Source organism: Propionicimonas sp. (assembly GCF_034927565.1).
Lineage (GTDB): Bacteria > Actinomycetota > Actinomycetes > Propionibacteriales > Propionibacteriaceae > Propionicimonas.
The window spans coordinates 133,204-150,909 of sequence record NZ_JAYFPT010000008.1 but is presented as its reverse complement, the minus strand read 5'-3'; the positions used below and the strand labels follow the sequence as shown (position 1 = coordinate 150,909).

The 17,706-nt window shown below is 67.8% G+C and carries 17 protein-coding genes; 12 read left to right on the top strand and 5 right to left on the bottom strand.

The genetic code is table 11. The annotated features are described in order from the left end of the window. The first annotated feature begins 75 nt into the window (after positions 1–75). From VB080_RS02680 to VB080_RS02660, 5 genes are all read left to right on the top strand, one after another. On the top strand, positions 76–1,008 hold the full coding sequence (locus tag VB080_RS02680) for an N-acetylglucosamine kinase (protein ID WP_323416875.1): 933 nt from the start codon (positions 76–78) through the stop codon (positions 1,006–1,008). Positions 1,009–1,099: 91 nt separating this feature from the next. Then, positions 1,100–1,885, top strand: coding sequence for an SIS domain-containing protein (locus VB080_RS02675; protein WP_323416874.1), 786 nt, complete (start codon positions 1,100–1,102; stop codon positions 1,883–1,885). Between the two features lie 2 nt (positions 1,886–1,887). After that, on the top strand, positions 1,888–2,697 hold the full coding sequence (locus tag VB080_RS02670; RefSeq protein ID WP_323416873.1) for an SDR family NAD(P)-dependent oxidoreductase: 810 nt from the start codon (positions 1,888–1,890) through the stop codon (positions 2,695–2,697). Continuing rightward, positions 2,697–3,383 carry a deoxyribose-phosphate aldolase gene (gene deoC, locus VB080_RS02665; RefSeq protein WP_323416872.1) on the top strand — a complete coding sequence of 229 codons (687 nt, stop codon included), beginning with the start codon at positions 2,697–2,699 and terminating at the stop codon, positions 3,381–3,383. Before VB080_RS02670 ends, deoC begins: the two co-directional genes overlap by 1 nt. Continuing rightward, a complete protein-coding gene (locus tag VB080_RS02660; protein ID WP_323416871.1) occupies positions 3,380–4,303 on the top strand; it encodes an ROK family protein in 924 nt (307 codons plus the stop codon). The genes deoC and VB080_RS02660 overlap by 4 nt, the downstream gene beginning before the upstream one ends. A 175-nt stretch (positions 4,304–4,478) precedes the next feature. Here the strand turns inward: VB080_RS02660 and VB080_RS02655 are convergent, their stop codons facing one another. Then, positions 4,479–5,225, bottom strand: coding sequence for a GntR family transcriptional regulator (locus tag VB080_RS02655; protein ID WP_323416870.1), 747 nt, complete (start codon positions 5,223–5,225; stop codon positions 4,479–4,481). Between the two features lie 137 nt (positions 5,226–5,362). On the opposite strand from VB080_RS02655, the gene VB080_RS02650 reads away from it, so the two are divergent. Together VB080_RS02650 and VB080_RS02645 are read left to right on the top strand one after the other, a co-directional pair. Then, a complete protein-coding gene (locus VB080_RS02650; protein ID WP_323416869.1) occupies positions 5,363–6,508 on the top strand; it encodes a Gfo/Idh/MocA family oxidoreductase in 1,146 nt (381 codons plus the stop codon). 2 nt (positions 6,509–6,510) lie between these two features. Further along, the gene (locus VB080_RS02645; RefSeq protein WP_323416868.1) at positions 6,511–7,431 is read left to right on the top strand and encodes a sugar phosphate isomerase/epimerase; all 921 of its coding nucleotides are present in this window, start codon (positions 6,511–6,513) and stop codon (positions 7,429–7,431) included. Here the strand turns inward: VB080_RS02645 and VB080_RS02640 are convergent. Continuing rightward, on the bottom strand, positions 7,379–8,275 hold the full coding sequence (locus VB080_RS02640) for an N-acyl homoserine lactonase family protein (protein ID WP_323416867.1): 897 nt from the start codon (positions 8,273–8,275) through the stop codon (positions 7,379–7,381). The two genes, VB080_RS02645 and VB080_RS02640, sit on opposite strands and share 53 nt — an antisense overlap. After that, positions 8,275–9,267 carry a LacI family DNA-binding transcriptional regulator gene (locus tag VB080_RS02635; RefSeq protein ID WP_323416866.1) on the bottom strand — a complete coding sequence of 331 codons (993 nt, stop codon included), beginning with the start codon at positions 9,265–9,267 and terminating at the stop codon, positions 8,275–8,277. The genes VB080_RS02640 and VB080_RS02635 overlap by 1 nt, the downstream gene beginning before the upstream one ends. 273 nt (positions 9,268–9,540) lie before the next feature. Between VB080_RS02635 and VB080_RS02630 the strand changes: the two genes are divergently transcribed. The 5 genes from VB080_RS02630 to VB080_RS02610 are packed head-to-tail and all read left to right on the top strand — an operon-like array spanning position 9,541 to position 15,167. Further along, positions 9,541–10,944 (top strand): GH32 C-terminal domain-containing protein, encoded by a 1,404-nt coding sequence (locus VB080_RS02630; protein WP_323416865.1) that lies wholly within the window; start codon positions 9,541–9,543, stop codon positions 10,942–10,944. 5 nt (positions 10,945–10,949) lie between these two features. Then, a complete protein-coding gene (locus VB080_RS02625) occupies positions 10,950–12,338 on the top strand; it encodes a glycosyl hydrolase family 32 (protein WP_323416864.1) in 1,389 nt (462 codons plus the stop codon). After that, positions 12,335–13,105 carry an ATP-binding cassette domain-containing protein gene (locus VB080_RS02620; RefSeq protein ID WP_323416863.1) on the top strand — a complete coding sequence of 257 codons (771 nt, stop codon included), beginning with the start codon at positions 12,335–12,337 and terminating at the stop codon, positions 13,103–13,105. The genes VB080_RS02625 and VB080_RS02620 overlap by 4 nt, the downstream gene beginning before the upstream one ends. After that, positions 13,102–14,130 carry an ABC transporter permease gene (locus VB080_RS02615; RefSeq protein ID WP_323416862.1) on the top strand — a complete coding sequence of 343 codons (1,029 nt, stop codon included), beginning with the start codon at positions 13,102–13,104 and terminating at the stop codon, positions 14,128–14,130. The genes VB080_RS02620 and VB080_RS02615 overlap by 4 nt, the downstream gene beginning before the upstream one ends. A gap of 20 nt (positions 14,131–14,150) precedes the next feature. Next, the gene (locus VB080_RS02610; RefSeq protein ID WP_323416861.1) at positions 14,151–15,167 is read left to right on the top strand and encodes an ABC transporter substrate-binding protein; all 1,017 of its coding nucleotides are present in this window, start codon (positions 14,151–14,153) and stop codon (positions 15,165–15,167) included. A 97-nt stretch (positions 15,168–15,264) separates the two neighbouring features. On the opposite strand, the gene VB080_RS02605 is transcribed toward VB080_RS02610, so the two are convergent. Both VB080_RS02605 and VB080_RS02600 read right to left on the bottom strand, forming a co-directional pair. After that, positions 15,265–16,218 (bottom strand): hypothetical protein, encoded by a 954-nt coding sequence (locus VB080_RS02605; RefSeq protein ID WP_323416860.1) that lies wholly within the window; start codon positions 16,216–16,218, stop codon positions 15,265–15,267. A gap of 52 nt (positions 16,219–16,270) precedes the next feature. Next, positions 16,271–17,596 (bottom strand): FAD-dependent oxidoreductase, encoded by a 1,326-nt coding sequence (locus VB080_RS02600; RefSeq protein WP_323416859.1) that lies wholly within the window; start codon positions 17,594–17,596, stop codon positions 16,271–16,273. Positions 17,597–17,706 lie beyond the last annotated feature (110 nt).

Genomic DNA, 17,706 nt, shown 5'->3' with positions numbered 1-17,706 from the left:
TGGGTGCGCCCCGTCTACCGGCGCACCCACCCTCCCGCCTCACAACGCAGTGACCCGACGAAGGAGGGACGCCTGGTGGTTGGGACGGGCGAGCCGCTCCTGGTGGCCATCGATTCCGGGCAGACCGCGATCAAGATCTCCGTCGGAGACGGTCCGCCGCTCGCGCTGCCCGGGTTGCGGGCCAATGCCAGTCTGCTGCCGCAGTTGGCCGACGCCGTGGGGCAGGCCGCGTCCCAGGTCACCGGCCCGCTCCAGGTGGCCGTCGGAACCTGTGGCCTCACCCGCCCCGACAACGATCCGGAGCGGCTGTTGCGGCTGTGTGAGCCGTACGGTGTCACCCGGGTGCTGCTGGCCCATGACTCGGTGACCTCCTTCCTCGGAGCGCTCGGCGACCGCCGGGGTGTGACGGTCGCTGCCGGGACGGGGGTGATCATCCTCGGTGTCGGTGAGCGCGAGGTGGCGCGGGTGGACGGCTGGGGGAATGTGATCGGTGACACCGGCGGCGGCCACTGGATCGGGCGCGAGGCGCTCGAGGCAGTGCTGCGCGCCCACGACGGACGTGGTCCGGCGACGCTGCTCACCGACGTGGTGCGGCACCGCTTCCCCGACCTCGACCGGGTCCCCACCCAACTCCAGGCCGACCCCGACTACGTGCGAGTGGTGGCCAGTTTCGCCCGGGACACCGACCGGCTGGCCGACACCGACCCGGTGGCCGGCTCGATCTGTGACCGGGCGGGGGAGGAGTTGGCCTTCTCGGCAGCCACCGCCGTCGACCGGATCGGCGAGGCGGACCGGACCAATCCCCTGATCTGCCTGATCGGTGGGGTGTCGGCCGGTGCCCGGGTGCGGGCCGCCTGCGTTGCGGCCCTGCGGCGGCGCTGGCCGGCGTTCGTCCCCTTCCCCGCTCAGGGCGACGGGCTGGCGGGCGCCCGCGCGCTGCCCTCGGTGCCGGCCGGTCACCCGCTCTCCCACCGGATCGCCGTGGCTGCGGTCCCCGCCGGCCGCTGAGCGGTGTCCGCCCGCCGTCCGGCTCTCGACGCCGTCCCACCGTGGGGCTATGGTTATCTAGACAACTTGTCAAGCTGTATGGAGGACTAACATGACGGCGATCGGCCGCTGGACGAGCAGCGCCCTCAGGATGCTCGAAGCACTGCTCGAGCGTGAGGCGGAGCACCTGGAAACCGCTGCCAACTGGTGCGCGGACTCGATCGCCAGCGGCGGGCTGGTCCATCTGTTCGGGACCGGGCACTCGCGGATGACCGTGGAGGAGATGTTCCCGCGGTACGGCTCGTTTCCCGGCTTTCACCCGATCGTCGAGCTGTCGATGACCTTCCACACCCAGGTGGTCGGGGCGAACGGCCAGCGTCAGGCGATGTTCATCGAACGCCAGGAGGGTCTGGCCGAGGTGATCCTGCGCAACTTCAACTTCGGCCCGTCCGACACGTTCATGATCGTGTCGAATTCCGGCACCACCGCCGTCCCGATCGAGGTGGCGCTCGGCGCGAAGGCCCGCGGCCTGAAGGTGATCGCGCTGACCGGCGTCGCCCACTCCACCGCCAGCCCGTCCGGGCACTCGTCGGGGACGAAGCTGCTGGATCACGCCGACCTGGTCATCGACCTCGGCACCACCGTCGGCGACGCGATGGTGAAACTCGACGGCCTGGACACCCCGGTCGGGCCCGGTTCCACCCTCACCGGCGTCCAGATCGTCAACGAGATCAAGGTCCGGACGGCCGAGCTGCTGGTTGCCGCCGGCCAGCCGCCGATCGTCCTCACCTCGGGCGCCGTGGTGGGCTCGGCACGCTCCGACGAGCTGTTCAACACCGCCTACGACGAGTACTCCCGGCGGCTGGCACGGGTTCTGACGCCGCCGGCCGGGGCCTGACCATGGCCGTTCCAGGACGGGTGGTGGTGACCGGCGCCACCGGGATCGCCGCGGCCACCGCCCGGCAGCTGGCCGCCAGCGGACGCCGGGTGTTCGTGATCTCGGCTACCGACGGCAACGCCCAGGCGCTGGCCGCCGACCTGGGCGAGGCGGCCGCCGGGGCCTGCACTGCCGACCTGCGGGTGGAGGCGGAGGCCGAGCAGGCCTTCGCCGCTGCCGACACAGCCCTGGGCGGGATGGACGGCCTGGTAGCGGTGGCCGGTGGTTCGGGACGCCGGGCCGGCGACGGTCCGCTGCACGAAATCCCGCTGGCCGGCTGGGACGCCACCCTCGCGCTCAACCTGACCACTGCCTTCCTGGCCACCCGGGAGGCACTGCGGCACTTCCTCGCCGGCCGGGTCCCCGGCTCGATCGTGCTGACCACCTCGGTGCTGGGCTGGTCGCCGTCGCCGCGCTACTTCGCCACCCACGCCTACGCCGCCACCAAGGCCGCGCTGTGCGGGATGACCAGGACGCTGGCTGCCGCCTACGCCCCCGATGGCATCCGGGTGAACGCGGTGGCCCCCGGCCTGGTGCGCACCCCGATGGCACGGCGCGCCGCCGAGGACGCCGAGATCCTCGCCTTCGCCGCCCGCAAGCAGCCGATCACCGGCGACCTGCTGGCCGCCGAGGACGTTGCTGCGGCCTGCTGCTTCGCCCTGGATGCCGCCCAACTCACCGGACAGGTGATCGCCCTCGACGGCGGCTGGACGGTGTCGGAGGGCCAGGAACTGTCCCCCCACGAGATCCCCAACCAGTCAGGAGAACACTGATGACCACCTACCGCGGCTACGACTACCAGCGGTACGCCGGCACGATCGACCACTCGCTGTTGCGTCCGGAGTTGACCCAGGACGAGGTCCGCGAGGGCTGCCGGATCGCCGCGGAGTACGAGGTCGCCTCGGTGTGCGCCCGTCCCGCCGATGTCGCCCTGTGCGTTGAGCTGCTGGCCGGCAGCACGGTAGCGGTGGGTACCGTGATCGGCTTCCCGCACGGCAGCCACACCACCGCCACCAAGGTGTTCGAGGCCACCGACGCCCGGGCCAACGGTGCCGTCGAACTCGACCTGGTGCTCAACATCAGCTGGCTGCGCAGCGGGCTGCTCGACCGGGTGCAGGAAGACATCGCCGCCGTGGTGGCGGCCGCCGACGGCGCGATCGTGAAGGTGATCCTGGAGAACGCCTACCTGACCGACGAGCAGAAGGTGGCCGCCTGCCACGCCGTCGAGGCCGCCGGCGCCGACTACGTCAAGACCTCCACCGGCTTCGCGCCGTCCGGGGCGACGCTGGCGGACCTGCGCCTGATGAAGGCCTCGGTCTCTGACCGGATGAAGGTCAAGGCTGCCGGTGGGGTGCGGACCCTGGACGCCCTGGCCGACGTGATCGACGCCGGCGTCAGCCGCTGCGGCGCCACCGCCACCGCGGCGATCCTGGACGACTTCCGGGCCCGGGCGCAATGACCCCTGGGCGCTACCTCGGGATCGACGTCGGCGGCACCAACACCAAGTGCGTGGCGCTGACGTCCCCGGACGGCGCCGAGCCCCGGGTCGTCGATCTCGGCTCCGTCCCGACCGCGGCCGACACCGGACCTGGCGGCGTCCGCGACCAGGTGATCGGGCTGATCCGGCGCCACCGCCAGGAGACCGGGCCGTTCGACGGCGTCGGGCTCACCATGCCCGGCACCGTCAACACCGGCGCCGGCACTACCGGGGTGATCCCGAACATCGCCGGCGACTGGGACGGTTTTGCCATGGCCGGCCCGGTGGCCGACGCCGTCGGTCTCGGGGTCTGGCTGATCAACGACGCCCGTGCCTTCGCCCTCGCCGAGGCCACCGTCGGCGCGGCCCGCGGCCTGACGACCGTGGTCTGCCTCACCCTCGGCACCGGCGTCGGTGGCGGTGTGGTGGTCGGCGGCCGGCTGCACGGCGGTCATACCGGGATGGCCGGGGAGATCGGCCACCAGACCGTCGATCTGTCGCCCCGGGCGCTGCGCTGCGGCTGCGGCAACCTGGGCTGCCTGGAGACGCTGACCCAGGCCGCGGCGCTGTGCCGACGGGCCGGGCAGCCGGACGTCCGGGCAGTCTTCCAGGCGGCTGCCGCCGGCGAGGCCCGGGCGGTGGAGGCACTACGGGTAGAGGTGGAGTACCTGGCCATCGGGATGGCCAACGCCTACCTGCTGCTGTGCCCGGACGCCTTCGTGATCGGCGGCGGGATCGCCCTGGCCGGCGAGGCGCTGCGGCAGCCGCTGCTGGCCGCCGTCCGCCGCCGGATGACGCTGGACGCGCCCGAGGCCATCGAGATCAGGTTCGCCGAACTCGGCCCAGCCGCGGGGGCGATCGGCGCGGCCCTGTGGTCACAGGCCCGGAGCACGGCCGACTGAGGGGAGTTGGGCTGATACCAGGGAGGTTCGACGGCTGCGTCGAAGCACCAGTCTGCGCACAAACCGGGTGAATCCGGCCAGCTGTCGACACTATCCACGTCGGTGCCCTCTCCTGCCCGGTTTCTGCGCAGCTGAGAGCCGGCACGGCGCTCAAGGTCAGCTGGCCTTGCCAGCCCTACGGCTGCCGGGCCGTGTGCTCGGGGTCGGGGCTGCGGAAGGTGACGTCCACCACATAGCGGGAGGCCAGGTAGGCGCTCTCGGTGTGCTCGATCGGGGCGCCGTCCTGGTCGAGCACGACCCGGCGGTCGACCAGCAGCGGCTCGCGCTGGCTGGTGACATTGAGCCGCTTGCGCTCCTCGGCGGTGGGCATCCGGGCGGAGATCCAGGACTGGGCGAGGGTGGGGATCCGTCCGATCGCGGTCAGCGCCTCGTGCAGCGAACCGGACTCGAGGTCACAGGACAGCACGGCAGCGCAACTGGCCGGCAGCACCGCCCGCTCGATCGACAGCGGCGTCCCGTCCGCGATCCGGATCCGGTGGATGGACACCACCCGCGGGTCGTCTCCCAGCCGCAGGGCCTCGATGTCGGCGGCGCTCGCCTGCCGCATCGCCGCCTCGACCAACTCCGAACTGGCCTTCATGCCCCGCCGCCGCATGTCCTCGGTGAACGACAGGAAGACCCCCTCGTGGCGGTGGAAGGGGCGTTCGGCGATGTAGGTGCCCGACCCCCGGCGGCGCTCGACCAGCCCCTCCTGGGCGAGGTTCTGCACTGCCTGGCGGGCGGTCATCCGGGAGACGTGGAACTGGGCCGCCAGTTCCGACTCCGAGGGCAGCAGGGCGCCCGGTGTGCCAGTGCGGGTGCGTTCCCGCAGCCACCACTCGATCTCCAGGTAGCGGGCGCCGACGGGCCTGTCCCCAGCCATGTTCTCCACCGCCGTTCGTGAGTGTCGCGCTGTCCATCCTATTGTCGCAAACCTCTATACAACTTAGTTACACTCGGTGACAGGCGGCAAGAGGGCTACCGGCCCGCCGGGACGGTCGATCCAGCGACGGAGGCGGCATGGGGACACAGGTGCGCGAGTTGAAGGCTGCGCTGATCGGGCTGGGTTTCATCGGCGGGGTGCATCTGGATGCGCTGCACCGGCTGGGAGTCCAGATCGTCGGGGCGCTGGGCTCGTCACCCGAGCGGACGGCCGCGGCGGCGGCCGCCGCCGGCATCCCGCAGGTCTACGCCGACCTGACAGAACTCGTCGCCGACGACGAGGTGGATGTCGTCCACATCACCAGCCCGAACCACGCCCACGCCGAGCAGGCGCTGGCGCTGCTGCGGGCGGGTAAGCACGTCGTCTGTGAGAAGCCGTTGGCGATGACCGTCGAGCAGGCCCGCGAGATGACCGCGGTGGCCGCCGAGTCCGGGCTGGTGGCGGCGGTCTGCTTCCACAATCGCTGGTACCCGATGTCGGCCCAGGCCCGGTCGATGGTCGCGGATGGCGAGTTGGGCACGCCCCGGCTGGTGCTGGGCCACTACCTGCAGGACTGGCTGGCGCTGGAAACCGACTGGAACTGGCGCCTGGAGCCCGAGCTCGGCGGTGAAACCCGGGCGGTCGGCGACATCGGCTCGCACTGGCTCGATCTGGTGGAATACCTCACCGGCGACCGGATCGTCGAGGTGTTCGCCGAGTTCTCCACCTTCGTCCCGGTGCGTCAGCAGCCGGTCGGGCCGGTGCAGACCTTCAGCACGGCCAGCGGGGAGACCCGGGAGGTGGCGATCGCCACCGAGGACGCGGCACTGGTGCTGCTTCGGTTCGCTTCGGGCGCCCGCGGGCAGTTCACGGTGTCGCAGGTCTCGCAGGGGCATGCGAACCAGCTGCGCTACGAGATCGCCGGCTCTGGAGGTTCGGTGGCCTGGGAGTCGGAGTACCCCGAGGAGCTGTGGATCGGCCATCGGGGTGCGCCCAACCAGCTGCTGGGACGCGATCCGGCCCTGATGGCGCCGGGCGCCACCGGCTGGCTGCCGGGCGGCCATCCCGAAGGGCTGCCGGACGCCTTCACCGCCCTGTTCCGGGCGGTCTACATCGACGTGGCCGGGGGCACTCCCAGTGAGCGCCCCCGGTACGCGACCTTCGCCGACGGGCTGCGCGGGCTCGTCCTGGAGGAAGCAATCCTGTCTGCCGCGCGCCGTGGAACCTGGACGAAAGTGGAGTGAGCATGAAACTCGGGCTGTTGTCGGTCGCGTTGGGCGACCAGCCGCTGATCGAGGTCGCGAAGTGGGCGGCCGCCGAGGGGTTCGAGCAACTGGAGGTGGCCTGTTGGCCGTCCGCCGGCGGGGCGAAGCGGCGCTATGCCGGTGTCTGCCACATCGACGTGGACGGGCTGGAGAAGACCAGGGCGGACGAGATCGTCGGCGAGCTGGCCGAGACCGGTATCACGATCTCCTCGCTGGGCTACTACCCGAACCCGTTGCACCCCGACCCGGAGCACCGCGCCGCGGTGCACGCCCACCTGAGAAAGTTGATCGACGCCTCGTCGCTGATGGGGGTCGGGCTGATCACCACCTTCGTCGGCGCCGATCACAGCAAGACCCTGGACGAGAACTTCGAGGAGTACCGCCGGGTGTTTCCCGAGCTGATCGGCTACGCGAAGGATCACGGCGTCCGGATCGGCATCGAGAACTGCCCGATGCTCTTCTCCGGCGACGAGTGGCCGTCGGGCGACAACCTCGCCTACGCGCCGCAGACCTGGGAACGGATGTTCGACGCGGTGGACGGCGACCCCACCCTTGGACTGAACCTCGACCCGTCCCATCTGGTCTGGCAGATGATCGACATCGAGCGGGTGGTGCGCGACTTCGGCTCGCGGATCTATCACGTCCACGCCAAGGACCTGCAGATCGACCGGGAGGGCCTGTACCGCAACGGCATTCTGTCGGCCGGGATGGGGTGGCAGATCCCTCGGCTGCCCGGCCTGGGCGAGGTCAACTGGCGCACCTTCATCTCCGCCCTCTACCGCACCGGCTACGACTCGGTGGTCTGCGTGGAGCACGAGGACCGCGACTTCGAGGGCACCGAGGAGTTGGTCAAGCGCGGTCTGGTGCTGGCTCGCAACACCCTGCGTCCGCTGATCGGCTGACGGAGGACGCAGGCTGGGCGAGGCTGCTCCCCAAGCGCCCGACGTAGTCGCCCAACTCTCCGCAGAGCGGCGTGAAGCGGGAGAACGCTGCTGGGTCGTGGCCGGCTATCACCACGGTGTCCTCGCGCTCTCCCAGACTCCGCAGCAAGCCGTAGCCCTCGTACATTTCGGGGAGATCCGAGAACAGGAAGAACGGGCGATCGAGATCCATCTCGTCGTAAAAGTGGATCGCGTCGGAGGCCAAGACCACCAAGCCCGCCGCTGTCGCGACGGTCGTGAGAGCCATTCCGGGTGTGTGACCGCCGATCGGGGACACGGTGATACCAGGGAACACCTCTTCAGTCTCGCCGATCAGGCGGAGCCGGCCCTGCTGCCCGGCCTGCCGAACGGCGTCGATCTCCGTCGTCTCCACCGTCCAGGCAAACACCGGGCGCCCGGCGAGCGGGCCGGTCCAGAAGTCGAATTCGCGTTGGGAGACCAACACTGTCGCCTGCGGAAACTTGTCGATGTTGCCGGCATGGTCGTAGTGCATGTGCGACAGGATGATCGCGTCGACATCGTCGGGCTTGATTCCCAGGCGAGTCAGGGTGTCGAGCGGATCGTGGTCGTGATGCTCACCCCGGTGGCTGGCGCGATCGCCGTCGAATCCGCAGTCGATCAACACCGTGCGGGTGGAGTTGCGGGCCACCCAGAAGTAGTAGTCCATCTGCGAGACTGAGTCTGCCGCGGCGTAGATGTCGGCACAGTAGTAGTTCGCCATCGTTGAATCGACGGTCTTGGTCGCGTAGCGGACGATCAGTAACTCGTAGGCGTCGTGCCCTGCCTGGATCGGAGTGTTCCTCATCACGGCCGCCGCCTGATCTCACCGGATCCTCGGGGGATGTAGCGCGTCGGGAGAACAACATGGCGCTCGGGTTCGGTGGAGTTGTCGATCCGGGCGAACAGCCGGTCTGCGGCGGTCCGGCCGATGTCGGAGGGATTCGGCGCGATCACCGAGACTCCCAGCAGATCCGCGAGCGGGAAGTCGTCGAAGCCGATGTGGGCGATGATGCTGTCGCGGCCGAGCGCACGTAGCTCGCGGCGGATGCTGATCGTGATCAGGTTCTGGGCCGAGATGATCGCGGTCGGAGGGCTGTCGGCCGCCATCAGCTCCCGCACGGCAGCGTGGGTGGCTTCCTCGCTGTGCAGATTGTGCCTGACGAGGCGCGGGTCGAGTTGGCAGCCGATGGCAGCGAAACCCTCGACGAATCCTGCAAATCGTTCCTGTGCCGTCCAGATCTCGGGCAGGTCACCGAGATACGCGATCCGCCGATGCCCGCCGTCGTACAAGTGATGGACAGCTTCGCGCATGCCCCGGCGGTTGTCGGTGGTCACGCTGTCGACGCCGGTGAGCCCTTCGATGTGCCGGTCGACGCTCACGACGGCGACCCCTCGCTGCCGGGCGTCGACGAGTTCCTCGCTGATGTGATCACTCACGACGATCAGGCCGTCGACCCGGCGCGCGGTCAGGCTGCGGATCAGTCGTTTCTCCCGAATGGCGTCCTGTTCGGCGGAGCCGATGAGGACGAGCGAATCGTGCCGGGTGGCGACATCTTCGACCGCACGGAGGATCGCTGCCGAGAAGGGATTGGCAACATCGCCGACAATGACGCCGATGGAATCGGTCCGCCGATCCGCACGTCTCAGGCTGCTGGCAGTCAGGTCGTGGTGGTAGCCGAGCTGCGCGGCCGCCGACTTCACTCGTTCCGCCACTGCAGCGGCGACTCCGGGCTTGTCGTTCACCACCCGTGAGACGGTCGCGATGCCGACGCCCGCCAGCGACGCCACATCCCGCATCGTCGCGGCACGACGCTGGGGAGGCAGCTCCTCTGGAAACGTTTCAACCATGACATCCGTCCGAGCTCGATCAACCTACCAAGGATATTACCAGCATTTTTGATCTGGATCTAGACAGGCAACGAGGCATCGTCTATATTCCATGGAAACGTTTCCAACGACGTGGGCGTCCCCCTTGTCACCGGTCTGATTCACAGCCGCCGGCGACCGGAAAGTCCGGCTCCTTCGTCACCACCGATCCCCGCAGCGGGTCACCAAGGAGAAAGACCGCACGTGTTCAGGCTCTTCTACCAACCGTCAGGTACGTGGTTCGGCGACTGCATGCCGTTCTATGAGAACGGCCAGTTCCACCTGTTCCACCAGCGCGACACCCGCAATCCCGGCGTGTTCGGCGAACCCTTCGGGTGGTCGCTGGCCCGAACCAGCAACTTCATTGACTACGAGGACCTGGGCGAGGTCATTCCCGGTGGTGGAGACGACGCGCAGGACCAGTTCATCTATGCAGGAACCGTGTTTCGCGGGGCCGACGCTTACTACGCGTTCTACACCGGCTACAACCGAACCTTCGCTGATCAGGGCAGACCCGCTCAGGCTCTGATGATCGCAACCAGCACCGACCTGCTCCACTGGACCAAGACCGACCGGGCTGTAGTCCTGCCCGAGCCCGGCTACGACCCGAACCACTGGCGAGACCCGTTCCTGTTCTTCGACCGTGGGCGCCAGCGCTACGTTCTCATCCTGGGTGCACGAAAGATCCAGGGTCAGAAGGTGCTCACCGGACGAACGGTGTATTTCACCTCATCAGACTTGCAGGAATGGGAGTTCCGGGGAGATTTCTGGGCTCCTGACCTGTACACGATGCATGAAATGCCCGACCTGTTCCAACTGGGCGACTACTGGTACCTGCTAACCACCGACTACAACGACGCCTGCAAGACCGTGTACCGGATGAGTAGGTCTCTGGAAGGACCGTGGGCCGCCCCACCCGATGACGCGTTCGATGGCCGCGCCTACTACGCGGCGAGGTCGGCTGCCGATGGCGAGCACCGCTACCTCTTCGGTTGGGTGCCGACCAAGGAGAACGACGATGACACCGGCGCGTGGCAGTGGGGTGGAACGCTCCTCGTGCACGAGCTCGTGCAGCGGGCCGACGGCACTCTGGGTGTGGCACTCCCAGGGACGGTGAGGGCGGCACTGATCAACTCCACGCCTCTTCAGGAAGGTCCGATCCAGCTGTCACGCGCCGACGGCTTGGCCGAGACGGTCCTGTCCCCGCAACTCGAACCCGAGGTGAGCGTCACTGCGACAATCCGCTTCAGCGCCGGGACTCGGAAGATCAGCTTGCGGTTGCGGGAGAATCCGGAGACCGGGGAGGGATACCAGTTCTCCCTGCATCCGTCCTGTCATCAGGTGCGCTTCGACCGGCACGGCACGTTCCGCTGGAGCGGATACAACGACAAAGGGCTGCAACGTTTCGTGCATCTGGAACCCGACACGGACCACCGCCTCCAGTTGATCTGCGACGGCACCATCGCCACGCTCTATGTGGACAACGTCGCACTCAGCGCTCGCATGTACACCGACGGAGGTGCCGCGCTGGCTGTCGATGTCGTCGACGGCGCCGTGGAGATCCGTGATGCCGTCGTGTCTCAGGTCGCACCCCGGAACCAGGAGTGACGCCGATGTACGACGTGTTGTACCAACCACACCGCCGATGGTTCGGCGACTGCATGCCGGTGCACCATGACGGTACGTTTTACCTGTTTCACCAACGCGACACCCGGCGTCTCGGGCCGCTGGGAGAACCGTTCGGCTGGTCGCTGGTCACGACCTCGGATTTCGTCTCGTACGCCGATCATGGCGATGTCATCCCGCGAGGCGGCGACGACGAACAGGATCGATTCATCTACGCGGGCAGCGTCTTCCGCGCGGACGAGACGTTCTACGCGTACTACACCGGGCACAACAGCTCCTACGCCTCGCGCGGGCTCCCGACGGAGGTCCTGATGACCGCCACCAGCCCGGACCTGGTCACCTGGACCAAGACCGGGGAAAGGCTCGCCCCGCCCGAGCCCGGCTACGACCCAGACGACTGGCGGGACCCGTTCGTGCTTCGCGACCCGGCCAGCGGCGAGTACATGATGATCCTCGGCGCTCGCCACCGCGCAGAGAGCCGGCAGCTGACTGGCGCCACCGTGTACTTCACCTCGCCGGACCTGCAAGCCTGGACTTTTCGCGGAGATCTGTGGGGTCCGGGCCTGTACACCATGCACCAGATGCCGGATCTCTTCGCGATCGGCGACACCTGGTACCTGCTGGCGCACGAGTACTCCGACCGGATCCGCACGATCTACCGCATCGGAGACTCGCCAACCGGCCCGTGGCGCACGCCGGCAGACGACTGCTTCGACGGGCGTGCCTATTACGCTGCGCGTACCGCGTCCGACGGTGAACGACGCTACCTGTTCGGATGGGTTCCGACCCGCGAAGGCGATTCGGACGTGGGCAACTGGCAGTGGGGTGGGACGCTGCTCGTTCACGAAGTTGTCCAGCGTGCCGACGGCAGCCTGGGCACAGCCCTCCCCGACACCATCCGGCGGGCATACGGCATGGTCACCGAGTACCTTCCGGGACCGATCGTCCTGCGCAGCACGGGCGACCTCGTCGAGCGGCAGCTGGGAACTGCGCCATCTGAGTCCTTTGTGCTTACCGCAACCATCACCATCACCGACCCGACGCTGCAGATCGGCATCCGGGTGGGGGAGGACGACGCCGGTGGAGGGTACGAGTTCAGGCTCTCACCGGTGGAAGGGCGGCTCGGTTTCGGTCGCCGGCCGAATCCGCGCTGGCAGGAGTTCACCGGAACTGGACTGGACCGCCCGTTACGCCTGACAACAGGACGGGAATACACCTTGGAGGTCATCGTGGACCACGACATCGCCGCGATCTACATCGACGCAGTGGCATTGAGCACTCGAATGTGCGCGCCGCCGGGCAGACGCGTCAGCATCCACGTGGTGGACGGAGCGGTGCTCCTGCATCAGGCCCGCATTGCCAGGCGGGCGTCATGACCACGCCACTGCTCATGGCGCGCAGTATCGTCAAGCGCTTCGGATCCGTCGAGGCGTTACGGGGCGCGAACTTCGACGTCAACAGGGGAGAAGTTGTTGCTTTGGTCGGCGACAACGGTGCGGGCAAGAGCACCCTGGTCAAGATCCTGTCGGGAAGTGACCAGCCGACAAGCGGGTCCATCCTGTTCGAAGGTGAACCCGTTGACCTCGCCAGCCCGATGGTTGCCCGCGGGCTGAATATCGAGACCGTCTACCAGGACCTTGCCCTTGCGATGGACCTGGACACCCCCAGCAACCTGTTCCTCGGCAGGGAGATTCGCAGGCAGGGTCTTCTCGGGAGACTCGGTGCCCTGGACAAGGCGAAGATGGCAGCCGAGACCGCCGCCATCTTCGACCGGCTGGGAATTCGGCCTGGAACACTGTCTGCGCCCGTGGAGTCGCTGTCCGGGGGGCAGCGACAAAGCGTCGCGGTTGCCCGCGCGGCAGCCTGGGCGACGAAGTTGATCTTTCTCGATGAGCCGACGGCGGCACTTGGTCATGTGCAGACCGAAGCCGTGCTCAACCTGATCCGCCGAGTCCGTGACAACGGAACTGCAGTCGTGCTGATCAGTCACAACCTCCAGGACGTGCTCGCGGTCTCTGACCGCATCGAAGTGCTTCGGTTGGGCCGTCGCGTCGCCAGATTCGCCACGAAAGACGCCACTGTCGAAGAGGTCGTCGCGGCGCTCACCGGTGGCCTGATTCACGATGAGGAAGTAGCGGAATGACAACGAAGACACCGCACCAGACTCCGTCCGAGAGCGCGGGATCTGCCACCTCTTGGCTTAAGTCGGTCGTGCAGTCTGACCGGCTCCTGCTCATCGGAGTGTTGCTGGTCATCCTGGCCGTCTTCTCGGTCTTGAGACCCGAGAGTTTCCTGACCGCCTACAACTTCCAGTCCATAGGCACAGACGCTGCCATCGTGTTGGTGCTCGCGGTCGGGCAGACGTTCGTCATCGTGTCAGCCGGTATCGATCTGTCCATCGCCTCCGTCTTGGTGTTCTCCAGCGTGGTCTCCGCCGAAGTCATGACCGCAATGGGCGGCACTTCAGGCGGCTGGGGTGCCATTGTCGTCGGTATTGTCGTCGCGGTCGTGGTCGGAACGCTGTGGGGTGTTGTCAACGGCTGGTTGGTGGCCGTGACCAACATTCCAGCGCTGATCGTCACACTCGGGACTACGGGCGTCGCGCTCGGGCTCGCGCAGATCATCACGTCAGGAATTGACATCCCGACGGTTCCCACGAAGCTTGCCGAAGCCATCGGCTACAGCAAGGTCTTGGGCATTCCGTCCATGGTTCTGATAGCGGCTGTTGTGACCGTGATCGGCGCGTTCGTCCTGCACCAGACCCAGTTCGGCCGCTACGCCTACGCCATCGGATCGAATGAGGTCGCTGCCAAGAGGGTCGGTATCAACGTCACCAGACACCAGGTGATGATCTACGCACTCCAGGGGCTCTTGGCAGGAGTGGCATCGGTCATGTCGCTCGCACAGTTCTCCACCACGACTATCGGGGGTTACGGCTCACTCAGTCTCGCCGTGATCTCTGGGGTGATTCTGGGCGGCACGAGTTTGTTCGGCGGTCGCGGAACGATCGTCGGCTCGCTTATCGGAATCCTCATTCCCACCTCCCTGCGCAATGGCCTGATCATTGCCGGGGTAACCCCCTTCTGGGAGACGGTCCTCGTCGGATGCGTCCTCATTCTCGCCGTCTACATCGACCAGATGCGTCGCCGGGCCCGCCGGAGCGCTTGAACGCAAGAGGAGTTACATCAATGTCCACTACTCTCACTCGCCGTCACGGACAACTGCTTGCCGTGGCTGCCACTGCTCTGTTGACCGTATCGGCCTGTTCGTCGAACCAGCCGCCGCAATCGTCGCCGGAAACGACCAGCAGCCCGGCGGCGAGCAGGTACAACATCACATTCATCAATGGCAATGCTGCGAACGCGTTCGCCATTACCCTCGGCTGCGGCATGCAGACCGAGGCCGAGAAACTCGGGGTCAACCTGACCGTCAACGGGCCTTCCGCCTTCGACCCAACGGTGCAGATTCCGATCGTGCACGCGGTCACCGCACAGAAGCCGGACGGCGTGGTCATCGAACCGACCGACGCCACCGCGCTGGCCGCTCCTATGAAGCAGATGGCGGCCGCTGGGATCAAGGTGGCTGAAGTGGACACCACCATCGACGACACCTCATTTGTGGTCTCCAGTGTGACCTCGGACAACGCCAGCGGCGGAAAGCTTGCCGCCGCCAGTATGTCCGAATTGCTCGGTGATGCTTCCGGTCCCATCCTCGTGCTCGACATCGGTCCGGGATCGACCTCGACCAACCAGCGCGCGAAGGGGTTCACCGACGAGGCCCCTAACCATCCAAATCTGAATGTCCTGCCCGTGCAGTTCACCGGCAACGATGCCACGAAGACCGCGTCGGTGGTCAAGGCGACGCTTGCAGCGCATCCGGATCTCGCGGGAATCGTCGCAACCAGCAATCAGCAGAGCGAAGCCGCCATCCCGGCGCTGAAGGTTGCCGGGAAGAACCCCGGCGATGTGAAGATCGTGGCCTTTGACTCCGACGCTGCACAGATCGAGCACCTGAAATCCGGGGATGTGCAGACGCTGATCACCCAGCAGGTCCGGCAGATGGGTGCCACAGCACTGGACAATCTTGTGAACGCTCTCGACGGCAAAGACGTGACCGTCAAACAGAGTATTGAAATGGTCGCTATCTCTGCTGACCAGGCCGATACCGCCGAAACCCAAGCGCTGGTGTACAGCGACAAGTGCTGATTCGCGTGGAGGATCCCCGCAAGACGGTCCGCGAGTCGTCGTGACCCGGCTTGCGGGGTCCTCCCGCTACCCTGCCTGCCGGGCGTCCATCTCTTCCTCAGCGCAAGGCGAGCGCCTTGGCGGGATTGGCGACGTAGAGGGCATCCACCTGCTGCTGGGTGAGGCCGGCGGCGCGCAGCCGGGAGGGCAGGACGGCGGCCAGCCAGGCCAGCCCCGGGGTACCGCCGTGCTCGGTCCACAGGCTGCGGCGGGCACCGTCGGTGCCGAGCAGGATGTGGTCGCCGTGGCCGGCCGCGACCTGTGTGGCGACCAGCGCGGTGGTGGGCGCCGGATCGGCGTCGGTGGTGCGCAGGGCCTGGTCGTACACCAGGTAGGCGCCCGAGGCGGCCAGTTCGCGGTGGTAGCCGGCGTCCGGGTGTTTGTCGGTGTGTGACAGCAGCACCCGGTCGGGGTCCACGCCGCGGGCGGCGAGTTCGGCGACCTGGACATCGCCGCCGCGGCCGTCCTCGCAGTGGGTGATGATCGGCGCCCCGGTGCGCAGCGAGGCGGCCGCCGCGGCGTCGAAGAGCCGCTGTTCGCGGGCGTCCAGCGGGCCGCCGGAGGAGGCCACCTTGATCAGGCCGGCGCGGTACGGGGTCCGCTCGATCACCGGACCGGTGTAGTCGTAGGTGTCCACCCCCTGTTCGACATCGAGCGCGAACAGCTCGGCGAGGGTGTCGACCGGGATCCGCGCCGTCCAGTGGTCGTGGCCGTAGTAGCGCTCGTGGTGCAGGCCGGTCACGGTGAGCAGGTTGACCCCGGTCCTGCGAGAGACCTCGGCCAGTGCGAGCACCCCGCGTCCGCTGGCACACGGCATCGCGTCCACCATGGTGCGGGCGCCGGCGTCGCGGCAGTGGACGACCTCCGCTGCCGCCACCTCGACCGAGTCCAGCAGGATGTGCGGGAAGGCCTTCGCGATCAGCACCGAGTCGAGGATCAGGTGCTCGTGGGCGTAGACCAGCCCGGCCTGATCGGCCTCGATGTCGCCCAGCACCGTCCGGATCACTGCCATCTCATTCCTTTCGTTCCAACTCGTCCCCTTTGCCGGGACGACCGGGTGGGCATCAGGCTGCGGGGGAGTCGAGGACGGCGCCACCGTCGCGCAGGGCCTTTTCGAGCCGGGAGTACGAGACGGCGCGCACGTCGCCGCCATCGGCCACCGCCTGGCCGGCCAGCGTCCCGGCGGCCTGGCCCATCGCCATCACCTGCCCCATCGAGCGGACGGAGGCGTGCGCGTCGTGGCTGGCGGAGAAGCACCGCCCGGCGACCAGGGTGTTCACCGCGTCCCGGACGATCAGGGTGCGGGCGGGGATACCCACCGTCGCGCCCTCCGGCAGGTAGGCCCAGTGGGTGCCGGTACCGGCATGGTGGTCCTCGATCGGTGCCCCGCACTGGCCGACCTGGTCGTCGAACTGCCGGGCCGACAGCACGTCGGAGCGGGTCAGCCGGTAGTCGCCGTAGACCCGCCGGGTCTCCCGGATCCCGATCTGGGCCGAGAAGCCGTACAGTTCCGCGTCGGCGTAGCCCGGGACGAAGTCGCGCAGGAACCGGGCGTATTCGGCGGCCTGCCGGCGTCCCTCGATCTCGGCGCGGGTGAGGAAGTCGGGATCCTCGATCCCCACCAGGTGGCCGTCCCGTTCGACCACCGCATCCAGCCTGGTCATCACGGTGGCGGAGACGCCGTCCAGCGGAGTGACGTGGTCGGAGCCCTCCCGCCGGGGTAATGCATAGCCGCGCTCGTAGGCCTGGCCCATCAGCTCGTGCAACCGCTGTTTGTCGATCGTCTTCCGTTGCGTCCAGTCCACTCCGACCATCTGGAAGGTGGTGGTGAGGGTCTGGGACGGCTCCAGCTCGCCAGCCCGCTCGTAGCCGAAGCCGGCGTAGTGGCAGACATCGGCGTCTCCGGAGGCGTCCACCACGACCGCGGCCTCGATTCGGCGCAGCCCGGACTTGGTGGCCACCAGCACCCCGGTGACCCGGCCGTCGGTGACGAAGACATCCTGAACGAAGCAGTGCAGCAGCACCCGCACACCGGCGGCGGTGACCAGCTCCTCCCAGACCAGCTTGAGCTGCTGCGGGTTGTAGGTGATGCCGGTGCCCGCGCCGTAGGTATTGGGACGCCGGACCACCCTGCCGCGGCGCTCCAGCCCTGCCACCACCTCGTCGCCGATCCCGCCGACCACCTTGTGGGCATGCTCGCCGGGGGTGAAGAAGCCGTAGAAGGTGTCGAGCACCGCTGTCGAGTTGCCGCCCAGGAAGGGGAGCTTCTCGACCAGGATCACGCTGGCGCCGGTTCGGGCGGCGGCGATCGCGGCGGCGGATCCGGCCGCTCCGGAGCCGACCACCAGGACGTCGGCGCTTCCCAGGGTGGCGACGTCGTGCCCCACCATCGTTCAGCCTCCTGTGTGTTGGCGCGCCCACGGTGTCCACCACGCTCGGGTGGCGGTGGAAAAAACCGGCGCACTGGGTGATAGTTGTATAACGTATAGGGTGCAAGCTC